At 71.7% G+C, this 11,638-nt stretch carries 8 protein-coding genes; 1 reads left to right on the top strand and 7 read right to left on the bottom strand.

Going from position 1 to position 11,638, the window contains the following annotated elements; genetic code table 11:
* Window positions 1-48: 48 nt before the first annotated feature.
* Window positions 49-1,239, bottom strand: coding sequence for a cytochrome P450 (locus EXU32_RS15635; RefSeq protein WP_207233824.1), 1,191 nt, complete (start codon window positions 1,237-1,239; stop codon window positions 49-51).
* Window positions 1,240-1,320: 81 nt separating this feature from the next.
* Here EXU32_RS15635 and EXU32_RS15630 point away from each other — a divergent pair, with 81 nt between their 5' ends.
* Window positions 1,321-1,539 (top strand): biotin/lipoyl-binding carrier protein, encoded by a 219-nt coding sequence (locus EXU32_RS15630; RefSeq protein ID WP_130630740.1) that lies wholly within the window; start codon window positions 1,321-1,323, stop codon window positions 1,537-1,539.
* Window positions 1,540-1,613: 74 nt separating this feature from the next.
* Here the strand turns inward: EXU32_RS15630 and EXU32_RS15625 are convergent, their stop codons facing one another.
* The 6 genes from EXU32_RS15625 to EXU32_RS15600 form a co-directional block, all read right to left on the bottom strand.
* A complete protein-coding gene (locus EXU32_RS15625; RefSeq protein ID WP_130630739.1) occupies window positions 1,614-1,895 on the bottom strand; it encodes a WXG100 family type VII secretion target in 282 nt (93 codons plus the stop codon).
* A gap of 50 nt (window positions 1,896-1,945) precedes the next feature.
* A complete protein-coding gene (locus tag EXU32_RS15620; protein ID WP_130630738.1) occupies window positions 1,946-2,218 on the bottom strand; it encodes a hypothetical protein in 273 nt (90 codons plus the stop codon).
* Between the two features lie 180 nt (window positions 2,219-2,398).
* Window positions 2,399-6,793, bottom strand: coding sequence for an FtsK/SpoIIIE domain-containing protein (locus EXU32_RS15615; RefSeq protein ID WP_165399709.1), 4,395 nt, complete (start codon window positions 6,791-6,793; stop codon window positions 2,399-2,401).
* A 5-nt stretch (window positions 6,794-6,798) separates the two neighbouring features.
* Complete coding sequence (locus EXU32_RS15610; protein WP_130630736.1) at window positions 6,799-9,231, bottom strand: transglutaminase domain-containing protein; 2,433 nt, start codon at window positions 9,229-9,231, stop codon at window positions 6,799-6,801.
* Window positions 9,228-10,646 carry a DUF58 domain-containing protein gene (locus EXU32_RS15605; protein ID WP_130630735.1) on the bottom strand — a complete coding sequence of 473 codons (1,419 nt, stop codon included), beginning with the start codon at window positions 10,644-10,646 and terminating at the stop codon, window positions 9,228-9,230. Before EXU32_RS15605 ends, EXU32_RS15610 begins: the two co-directional genes overlap by 4 nt.
* Before the next feature lie 13 nt (window positions 10,647-10,659).
* Window positions 10,660-11,628, bottom strand: coding sequence for an AAA family ATPase (locus EXU32_RS15600; protein ID WP_130630734.1), 969 nt, complete (start codon window positions 11,626-11,628; stop codon window positions 10,660-10,662).
* Between the last annotated feature and the right edge of the window lie 10 nt (window positions 11,629-11,638).

The raw sequence follows: 11,638 nt of genomic DNA, 5'->3' as shown, positions 1-11,638 counted from the left end.
GCGGAGCGACGAAGGGTGGGGCCCGAGTACGAGGGGTCCCACCCTTCGTCAGCCCAGATCGACCTCGAGCGCCTCGAAGCCGCGCAGCACCCAGGTCGGCCGGCGAGGTGGTGTGGCGGCGAGAGTGATGTGCGGGAAGCGCTCGAGCAGCCGCCGCACCGTGATCTCCAGCTCGACCCGCGCCAGCGGTGCGCCCAGGCAGAAGTGTCGGCCGAGCCCGAAGCCGACGTGCGGGTTGGGGTCGCGGGAGACATCGAAGCAGTCGGCACCCGTGCCGGGTCCGTCCCCGAAGACCGAGGTGTCCCGGTTGGCCGAGCCCATGAGGCAGGCGACCTTCTCACCGGCCCGCACCAGCACCCCTTCGACCTCGACGTCCTGGGTGGCGGTCCGCTCGAAGAGCTGCAGGGGCGCGTCGAAGCGGATCAGCTCCTCGAGTGCGGTCGCGACGCCCACCTCGCCAGCGGTGATCCGGGCGAGCTGGTCGGGGTGGGTCAGCAGCGAGCTGAGGCCGTTGCCGAAGACGTTGACCGACGCCTCGTGCCCCGCGTTGAGGAGCAGGATGACGGTGGCGACGAGCTCGTCGTCGCTGAATCCTGCGGCGCCGTCCCGCTCGGCGATGAGGTCGCTGACGAGGTCGTCCCCCGGACGGGCCCGCCGCATCTCGACGACCTCTCGCGTGTAGGCCGCGAAGTCGACGCTGGCGCGCACGGCAGCCTCGCGGGTGGCCTCGTCGACCCCCTGCTCGTACATGTGCACGATCGACTGGGACCAGTCGCGCAGCCGGGCATGGTCCTCACGCGGGACACCGAGGAGGTCGGCGATGACGAAGACCGGCATCGGCTCCGCGTAGGCGGCGAGGATGTCCACCGACCCCGTCGCGCCGAGCTGATCGAGCATGGAGTCGGCGAGCTGCTCGATCCTCGGCCGCATCCGCTCGACGTGCCCCTTGGCGAAGGCCCCGGCGAGCAGGCGGCGCATGCGCGTGTGCTCGGGCGGCTCGTTCTCCATCAGCTGGTGGCGGTGCAGGGTGTTGAAGGGCTCCATCTGCTCCGCCGGCTGCCAGTCGGACCAGATCCGACCCATGGCCCGGTGCCGCAGGGTGGCGCTGACTGCAGCGTGGGTCGTGGCCACCCACCGCCCGTCGAGGGAACGGAGCATCGGCCCGGCCGCACGCCACCGGGCGAGCAGCGGGTAGGGGTCGTCCAGGAGCTCCCGTGCGGACAGGTCGACATCACTCATGACGGCCATCCTCGCCCAGCCGCACATCATCCGGCGGGACCGTGCGGGTGCGCCCGGGTCGACTCCACTAACCTCAGTGGCATGGGTCACAGAGTCGAGTCAGAGCTGGTCGCCAATGTCATCGCAGTGCACGTGGCGGACGACCAGATGGTCGCGGTGGGGGACGAGCTCGTCCTCCTCGAGTCGATGAAGATGGAGATCCCTGTCCTCGCCGAGCGGTCCGGCCGGATCCTCGAGGTCAAGGTCGCCGCTGGTGACGTGGTCCAGGAGGGCGAGGTCCTCGTCGTCATCGACGACTGAGCGGTCGGCACGACGAAGGGGGCAGGTGCGACCGTGTGGTCGCGCCCGCCCCCTTCGGGTGGCGTCGGTGCTGCTCAGTCGCTGGTGGCGCCGGATGCGCCCTTCTGCTCGTCGGCCTGCTGGACCGCGGTCCTGGCGTAGTCGTTCATCAGGTCGCGGGCGGCCTGCAGGGACTTGACCGCGTCCTGCCACGACGAGGCGAACTGCTCGGAGTCGTTGCCGATCCAGTTCTCCGCGAGGGTCCCCGCCTGGGTGGTGCCGTTGGTGACGACCTCCTCGATCTTGCCGGATTCCGTCGTCAGCTGTCGCGCAACCTCTCGGATGCGGACCGGGTCCATTCCGTCAGTCAGTGCCATGTCAATGCTCCTTCAAAGTGTGTGGGCTGGTGAGTGCGTGCGTGGCCGGCTCAGGCGCCGGAGACCCGCGCCTGCTCGGTGATCTCTTGGCCCAGGGTCGTCGTGAGGTTCTCGACCAGGGTCTTGGCCGCCACGAGCTGGGCGCGGTACTGGCCCTGCCACTCGGCGACGAACTTGTCGGAGTCAGGACCGTTCCACGCGTCGTTGGCCTCCTGCACCTGGGTGTCGACGTTGGTGATCACGGTCTGGAGGTCCTCGCCGAGGGTCTGCCACTTGGGCAGCTCGCCCTTGACGGTATCGAGGTTCATTCCGACGAATGCCATGGTCTTCTCTCCTGCTGTCGATGGTTCCTGCTGGTGGATTGTGCCTTCGGGCCTTCTCCCTGCCCGACTGAGGTCAACACTATGGAAGGTGCCTCCCCAGGTACATGGGGAGAACTCCCCCGGACCCGCGCATGATGCGCCGGCCCGTCAAACTCGTTGCCGCGCAACGCTTTTCGCCCCTCATCGTGGAGCTTCTGGGAGGGCCGTCTGGACGATCTGCGCCTTGCCCCGGCGCACGAGCACCCCACGACCCTCCGGCATGACGACGCGCGCCAGGGGCGGGAAGGTGGTCTTGAAGATCATCGACGACTCGGACCCGTCGGGCGCGAGCGCGATCCCCGAGCGGCCGGCCTTGACCAGGCCGGGCAGGCCCATCCCGGTCGTCAGCGCGCTCGGGTCCGCCTCGCCCACGACGAAGTGGTCGTTGTCGATGAGCGGCTTGATCGCGTCCTGCAGGGGCATCTGGTACGGCGGTGCGTTGAGATCGTCCAGCTTCTCGATCACGAGCACCTGCAGCGGGGAGCCCTCCTCGAGAGCCCGCTCCTTCAGCAGCGCGCCCAGCTCCTTGATCTCCTCCTCGCGGGTGGCCGTCGACTCGAGCTGCGGCATCGCGAGCATCGGGGAGTTGCGCCTCAGGGTGACCAGGTGGACCTGCGCCGCCGGGTCCCACCGCTTCACCGCCTGCACGATCTGGACGAGTGTCGTCGTCCGGCCGCTGCCGGGAGGTCCGGTGACGACGAAGCCGCCGTGCGGATCGATGGTGACGGGAGCCAGGTCGTCCGAGCTCATCGCCAGCACCGGGAGGCCGCCGACCTGCACCGGCAGGCTCGACGCGGGCACGACCTCCGGCAGCGAGGCGACGGGTGTCACCGGGCGCGCCCCCGACTTGAGCATCGTCCCGGCGAACCCGAGGACCATGCGCGACTGCTCCGAGGCGTCCGGTGTCCCTCCGAGGACGGCGACCTGCACCTCCCGCTTCTTGAAGAGGCCGCGTCCCGGGGGCGAGTCCGGCGTGAGCACGTCGCCCGGGACGCCGAGGAAGGCGTAGTCGTCCTCGGTGGCCATCCGCAGGACGAAGCGCGACTGGACCGAGGAGCCCATCGACACCGGGAGACCGTTGCGGGCGTCGACCGACAGCACGAAGTGCACCCCGACCGGTCGCCCGTCCGACAGCAGCGAGGTGAAGGCGTCCAGCCACTTCGCGAGCGCACCAGAGGACTCGTAGGCATTGCGGAAGGCACTCAACCCGTCGACGAGCACGAAGATGCGCGGCTCGTCGCCCCGGCCGGTGAGCTTGCGGTACTGGGTGATCGTCGTGGCATTGGCCGTGGAGTACCGGATCGCCCGCTCGTCGATGGTCTCCCTGAGCATGGTGATCAGGCGCTTGACGCGCTCCTCGTCCTGCCCGGAGATGATGCTGCCGACGTGCGGCAGCTCCTCGAGCATGGCCAGACCCCGGTTGCCGAAGTCGAGACCGTAGACGTGACAGGGGCCGCCGCGCACGGTGAAGCCCGCGGCGATCGCGATCGTCCGCAGGAAGGAGCTCTTGCCCGCCCCGGAGGCGCCGAAGACCGCGAGGTTGCCCTCCACGTCGGGGCGGAAGGAGATTGCCGGCTGGCTCTGCCGCTCGGGGTTGTCGGCGATGCCGATGACCAGCTCGTCGTCGCGGCGCTCCGTCGGCAGCGTCGCCAGCTCGTAGACGTCGGCGAGCTCCGACAACCAGGGTTTGCGCGGCAGTGGCAGCTGCGCCTCGACCCGGGCGCGCTCCACCGTGTCGACGACCCGCTGGATGTCGGTGGGACCGAGGTCTGCCTCCTCGTCGCCCTGAGGCTTCGCCGGCAGCTCCCAGGCCACGGGTGCGCCGAAGGCCAGGGTCGAGACCAGCATGTCCGGAGGGGGCGGCGTGTTGCTCGTCCAGCCGCCGGCGTACCCGGTCTGGAAGGGCACGAGCCGGCCCGGGCCCGACTTGGCCAGGGCACGGCCCGGCAGGCCCGGGTCGAAGTAGGCCGCGTCCGGGGTACCGAGGACATCGGTCGAGTCGTCCGTGTCGGCCATCCGCAGGGCCATCCGCAGGTTGGTGTTGGCCCGCAGGTTGTCCTTGATGACACCTGCGGGGCGCTGCGTGGCAAGGATCAGGTGGATCCCGAGCGAGCGGCCACGCTGGGCGATGTTGACGACGCCGTCGACGAAGTCCGGGACCTCCTGGACCAGCGCCGCGAACTCGTCGACGACGATCACCAGGCTGGGCGGGGCCTCGATCTCGCCGCGTCGCTCGAGCTCGACCAGGTCCTTCGCCTTGAAACGGGCCAGCAGGTGCTCGCGGTAGTGCAGCTCGGCCGACAGCGAGGCCAACGCCCTTCGCACCAGGTGGGGCGAGAGGTCGGTGACCATGCCGACGGTGTGCGGCAGCTGGACGCAGTCGCGGAAGGCGGACCCGCCCTTGTAGTCGACGAGGAGGAAGGTCACCCGCTGCGGGCTGTTGGCCGTGGCCATGCCGAGGATCCAGGCCTGGAGCAGCTCCGACTTGCCGGCGCCCGTGGTGCCACCGACGAGGGCGTGCGGTCCGTCGGTGCGCAGGTCCACGCTGTGCGTGCCCATCGCGGACTGCCCGATGACGGCCCGCAGCGAGCCCGGCTTGCGGTTGGGCATGGCCGGCGCGTGCGGCCCGGTGAGGATCGACCGGTTCTCGTTCCACCTCTCGATGACGGCCGTCTCCGAGTGGGCGATCTCCGTGCCGACGAGGGCGAGGTAGGACACCGACCGTGGGATGTCGGAGTCGTCCCGGGCCAGGGCGCTGGAGTCGGTGATCGGCGCGAGCTGGCGGGCGACGGTCACCGCGTCACGAAGGGGGATGAGGTCCGCGTGCACGTCCGCGGCCAGCTGCGCCGGCCCGACCCAGCCGACCCGGCACCGAGCGTCGTCCCCGACCTCGACGAAGGTCCGGCAGGCCGCCGGCAGCTGCTCGGTCACCGGGGAGACCCACACGACGACGACGCCGACCTTCCACCCCGCCTCGGCGAGCTGGACGAGCCGGGCCCGCTCGAGGGGCGCGTCGTTCTCGACGAGCACGACGACCGACGGGCCCGCAGCGCCGGCACCGTCCGCGCCGGACCGGCTCGCGACGAGCGACTCGAGCTGCTCCATGATCGCGGCGCAGCCGGGCCGAGAGCTGGCCGTCTGCTGCACGTCGAAGGGGCTCTGCGGGGAGGTGGCGTGCGGGACCCACTTCAGCCAGTCCCAGTCGCGGGCCGAGGTCGTCGAGGCGAGCGCGCAGAGCACGACCTCGGCGGGCGAGTGCGCGGCCATCGTCTGCACGATGATCGAGCGGGCCAGCCCGAGGGCCGCCTCGCGTGGTCCCGACACACCGATCGCCCCGTCGAGGAGGGGGTGCGCCGTGACGGGGACGTCGGCGACCACGCCGAGGCCCTGCATCAGGGTGGACACCTCGAGCCAGGCCTCGGCCCGGCTGCGGCCCATCTTGGGCAGCTTGATCTCGCTGCGGCTGGGCCGCACCCCCAGGCCGAGCCGGTACTCGAGGTAGCCGGGCTCCCCCGGACGGCGAGTCCACATGAGCGGGTGGTGGGCAGCGACGGCCTGACCGAGCTCGGCCACCGCGGGGTGCTCCTGGCGGCGGGTGTCGTGCTCGCGGTCCAGCTCGGTCTCGATGTCCTCGACGAGGTAGCCGACGTCCTCGCGGAAGTCGACCATCGCCTCCTCGAAGTCGAGCCGCACGCGCCGCTTGGACTCCCACGCGTTGGCCAGCATCATCATCGGCATCATGAGCATGAACATGATCGTGAAGCGCGAGCGGGTGATGGCGAAGAGGGTCGCGCCCATGAAGACGGGCACGATCATCATGGCGAGGGGGATGCGCTGCGGCTTGCCCCGCTCGGGCAGGTCCGGGACCTCGAACTGCAGCCCCTGGTAGACGGGCGAGATCCGCGGCGAGCGCGTGAAGGCCACGTCGCCCGACTCCGTCGTCGTCACCCCGGCCGCGGCCGTACGCGTCGAGATCTCGAAGGTCGTGTCCCCGATCGTGAAGGCCTCGCCCTCACGCAGGATGGCCCGGTCGACGTGCTCGTCCCCGACGACCACGCCGTTGGACGACCCGAGGTCGGTGACCTCCACGACGTCGGCGACGAGCAGCTTGGCGTGCCTGCGCGAGACGGAGGCGTCGTTGATCTGCACCTCGCAGTCCCGCCCGCGCCCGACGTGCGAGGTCCCCCGCTGCAGTGCGTACTCGCGCCCGGTGTCCGGTCCGGCGACGACCGTGGCCACCGCGATCGGCGCCTCGGTGTCCTGGTAGCCGGAGGAGCGCCGGGTGACGCTGACGTGCGCGCCGGAGCGCAGCCCGGACTCCTGCACCGTCGTGTGCGGGTCGACGGCACGGAAGTTCTCGTTGACCAGCGTCAGGGTCATCTGCCCCAGGTCGGCCCTCTCGTGGCTGCTGCCGGCGCGCTGCCGCTGCGGGTCCGCGAGCACGAGGTGCTCGGCGAGGTCCCCGACGGTGGTGCGGCCGTCGACGGTCGCGACGAGGTCGGTGTCCTCGTTGTCGGACCCGCGGAGGGTGAACATCAGCTTCATCGAAGCGCCTTCCGGCTGGGGGCGGTGGTGGTGTCGTGCAACCCGATGTCCTCGTGGTGGGAGAACAGCGGTCGTGGGTCGAAGGTCGCCCGCAGCCGGGTGACGAAGGGAGTCTCACGCCGCATCCTGCGACGCACCCGGCGCAGCTCGGCCTGCCAGGCGCTGATCTCGGCTGCCGGGGGTGGCGCCTCCCCGAAGATCAGCCCGTCGGCCCTCATGGCGGCGGGGACGGCACCGCTGCCCTGCCCGAGGGCGCGAGCCTGCTCGACGCGGGTGGCCCCGGCAGGCAGCCGGCGGCCGAGCACCCTGGCCTCCTCGACGAGATCGTTCCAGGCCCGGCCGACCCGACGATCGGGGCTGCCGCGTCGCAGCCGGACGGCTCGACGGACGGCGGTGACGACTGGCGTGAGCAGGAGGAGGAGCAGCGGTACACCCACGAAGACGCCGAGGAGCTGTGCCCACAGCGGCCAGGCCGACGGGGAGGACCAGTCGACGACCGGCTCGGGTGGTGCCGGCGGCGGGGGTGGCGGCGGCGGTGGAGGGGTGACCTCGGGTGCCGTCCACGCGGTCGGCACCGAGCCGGCCGGCGTGGCCTGCTCGGTGGCGTCGGGGATGAAGGTCTGCGGCAGGACCTGGAACCACTGCCCGTCGGTCTGCTGGACCTCGACCCACGCGTGGATGTCGCGGCCGCGCACGACCCCGTCGTCCGTGGCGGTGGCGCCGACGACGACCCGGGTGGGGATGCCCAGGCGGTTGCCGATGAGCGCCAGGGTGGCGGCGTACTGCTCGTCGTCACCGGCGAGCGGGTCGGAGTTGAGGAAGTCGTCGAGACGGCCGCGTCCGTGACCGGCGGGGTGCAGCAGGGCGGCGCGAGCCCGCCCGGAGCGCTCTGCGTCGTCGAGCGCCGTGTCGCTCGTCGCGGGCGTCCCGTCGGTGTAGGTCCCCTCCTCGCGCATCGTCGTGGCGATGGCCCGGAACTGCCCCCACCGGTCGCTCGCGTCCCCCTTCCACGCCTGGATCCGTCCGTCGACGAAGGTCGCGTCCCCGCTGATCGGCATGCTGCCCGCGGCGACCGGCAGCTGCTCGGGGAGGGCGCCGGCGCCGGTCGGCGGCAGCTCGGTGCGGACCTCGTAGACGTCGCCCGGCCCGATCCCCGGGGGGACGAGCACGGTGTTGGTGCTGAGGTTGAGCCAGGCCTCGTCCTGCAGACGCTCCTGCGCCGACCCGAGGAACTCGATGCCCTCGACCCGGCCGGTCGTGAGGATCCAGGGACTGCGGTACCCGTCGTCGGGGACGCTCACCCGGACCTGCGTGGTCGACCCGCTGGCGAGGACCCCGACCCGACGCCCGAACTGCTGGAAGGCGCGGCCCGCGTCGGCCCGCTCGTCGCCCCGGCCCGCGATGCCCCAGGTCGACCCGTCCCACGTGTCGAGGGTGGCCAGCCGCATCGGCGTGGTCGCCGGCACGCCGTCGACCTGCAGGAGCTGGCGCTCGTACAGCCCGGAGGCACTTCCCCGGGTGAACTCGCGGTACTGCGAGAGCGGCGAGGCCAGCACCGTCGCGTCGTGGTCGGGTACGACACCGGTCCGCACGACCTGGCGGTCGCTCGGCGCTCCCAGCCCCGGCAGGCGCGGACCGAGCACGGACCCGGCGAGCACCGCGAGGCCCAGGATCACAGCCCCGGAGACGATCCGGGACAGGGCCGGGCGACGGACGCCCGGGCGGGCGATGCCGACGTCGGGGTCGAGGTGGTCGCGCGCCGACAGCCACCCGACGAGCAGGACCGTCAGGAGCAGTCCGTGCAGCCACCTGGCCGCGGGCTGCGTCGTCCCGAGGGCGATGGTCACGAGCAGCAGGACGAAGGGGGGAGCCACCAGTCGCAGCCGCGACCTCGTCACCCGCGCCGTCGCGTAGGTGATCGCGGTCCCGACGAGGGCGAGGAAGAAGGCGAAGGCCAGGTGACGTCCCCGCGCGTCGACGGGCGGGATGAGGGTCACCAGGTCCATCCAGCCGCTGGTGGGGCCGGCGACGAGGTCCTTGATCGTCTGCCCGGTCGGGACGATCCCCCATCTCAAGTCGTCCCGGACCGCGAGCGGCCCCCCGAGCAGGAGGTACAGCACTGCCCCGAGGGCCGTGATCGCGATGAGGGGCCATCGGTAGGTGCCCTGGACGTGGCCGACGACGAGCCCGAGGAGGACGCCCGCCGCGGCCGCCTGCCACCACTGCCACCCGTAGAGGACCGTCCGCAGACCGACGAGCACGCAGGCGATGACCGCGAGGGTGAAGACGGTGTCGACCCAGTGCCCGCGCCCGGGCCGCATCCGACCCAGGGTCGCGCGGACCTTCTCCCCGGTCGTGAGCTGGGGCTTGATCATCCCCGGCTTCGGGGCACCCATCAGGGTGCTGCCCGCGCTCCTCGCCCCGCTCATGCCGGCACCAGCCCGCCGACGACCCGACCGAGGTCGGACAGCTCGGTGATGGTGACGACGCTCAGGCCGCGGACGCGACGCAGGCTGGTCTGCGCGCCCGGGTCGACGACGACCGCCACCTTGTGCACCTCGGTCTCGAACTCGCCGAGGCACTGCTGGATCTCGAGGAAGGCCCGGCCCGGGCCGGTGCACAGCACCGCGACCGAGGAGTCCGGGGCGCGCTGGACGACCGCTCGAGCGGAGCGGACGAGGTCGACGCGGCCGATGGTGGCCGTCGTGAGGGTGTCCAGGACGAGCGGCACGGTCGTGCGCGAGGCGAGGGCGTCGTTGCACACGACGCTCGCCTCCTGCTCGTCCTTGATCGACTGGACCATCAGGGAGGCGGCGACGGCGATGGCGGTCTCCACCCCCCCTTCGCCATGGGGGTACATCGCGGGGTCGGTGTCGACGACGATGCCGAGGTGGGAGCGCCGGGTCTCCTGGAACTGACGGACCAGGAGCCGGTCGTGCTTGGCCGAGGACCGCCAGTGCACGTGGCGACGGTCGTCGCCCGGCTCGTACTCGCGCAGCGCGTGGAAGGAGATGTCGGCCATCGACAGCTCCGGGGTGACCTCGCCCTCGAGGTCGCGCAGGAGACCGTGGGCACCGGACTCGAGGGCGATGTGACGCGGGTGGACGTGCATGAGCTGCTGGGTGCCGAAGGTCGTCGTCCGCCGGGTGACCCCGAGGGGGTCCCCGAGCACCGTCGTCGGCGGTCCGACCGGGATGACGCCGCGCCGGGGGGTCGCGATCGGGAAGGAGATGCGGTGCTGGGCACCCTTGCGCAGCAGTGGGACCGGGATGAGCTCCTCCGTTTCGCCGACGGGCAGCCGCACGAGCGAAGGGAGCATCGTGCGCCTGGAGACATTGGTGAGCACGAGGTGTCCCTGCGCGAGCCCACCGATGTGCGAGCGCAGGGGTTCGACGACGAGGTCGACGTCGGCACGGTGCCGGCCCAGGGAGACCAGGACGCACAGCAGGACCAGAGCGAGGATCGTGGCCGCCATGGTCGTCAGCTCGACCCAGCCGAGGAGGGCTCCGAGCAGCCACAGGAGCAGCCCGAGACCGACGAGGCTCCAGCCCAGGGGGGTGATCCAGTCCAGCCGACCGCCGAACCACGTCCGGCGCACCCGGTCGTCGGTGGCCACGACACCGTGGCGGACCGCGCGACCGGCGCCCCTGCCGGCGGCGACGACGGAGGCACCCGGGAGGGTGACCGTGCGTCGCGTGCCCGAGGAGCGCTCCCGCGTGGACCGGGCCATCTGCTGCAGCCGGGCCTCGTCGCCGCCCGCGGAGGCCGCCGCGTGGGCATCCGGACGCACCCGACCACGCCCACGAGGGGCGTCGGGTGGCGGGGTCGGCAGTCCTGAGGTCATCGTGATGGCGTGCTCAGGCCACACGCTCGGTCGGCGGTGCGACCTGGCCGAGGATCCGGCCGATGACGTCGGTGACCTGCACGCCCGCGAACTCTGCCTCCGCGGACAGCAGCAGCCGGTGGCTCATCACCGGCTCGGCGAGCATCTTGATGTCGTCGGGCACCACGTGGGTGCGGCCCTGGCCGGCCGCCCAGGTCTTGGCGCACCGCACGAAGGCGAGGCAGCCGCGCACGGACAGCCCCAGGCGCACGTCCCGGTGGCGTCGGCTCTCCTCCGCGATGCGCGAGACATAGGCGAGGATCGCCGCGTCGACGTGCACCTGGTCGGCGAGCGCGGCCATGTCGGTGACGACCTTGGCGGTGACGACCGGCCGCAGCCCCTTGGTGCGGTCCCGGCGGGCCGAGTCGGCGAGGACGGCGACGGTCGCCTCGTGGTCGGGGTAGCCCAGCGAGGTCTTCATGAGGAATCGGTCGAGCTGGGCCTCGGGCAGGCGGTACGTGCCGGCCTGCTCGATGGGGTTCTGGGTCGCGACGACCATGAAGGGCGAGCCGACGTCGTGCGTGGTGCCGTCGACGGTCACCCGGCCCTCCTCCATGACCTCGAGCAGCGCCGACTGGGTCTTGGGCGAGGCGCGGTTGATCTCGTCCGCGAGGACGATCGAGGCGAAGACCGGTCCGCGGTGGAAGTCGAAGGTCTTGCTCTGCTGGTCGTAGATGGTCACGCCCGTGACATCGCTGGGGAGCAGGTCGGGGGTGAACTGGATCCGGCTGCTGCTGCCCTGCACCGTGGCCGCGATGGCCCGGGCCAGCTGGGTCTTGCCCGTGCCGGGGTAGTCCTCGAGGAGCAGGTGCCCCTCGGAGAGCAGGCAGGTGAGGGCCAGCCGCACCACGTGCTGCTTGCCGAGGATGACCTGGTCGATGTTGCCGACCATCTGCTGGAAGGCCTGGCTGAACCAGCCGGCCTGCTCCTGGGAGACGCTCATCGTTCCTGCT

The sequence above is a fragment of the Janibacter limosus genome, assembly GCF_004295485.1.
Taxonomy (GTDB): Bacteria; Actinomycetota; Actinomycetes; order Actinomycetales; family Dermatophilaceae; genus Janibacter; species Janibacter limosus_A.
Note: the sequence above shows the minus strand (reverse complement) of the source record. Positions and strands in the feature narration are given on the sequence as shown.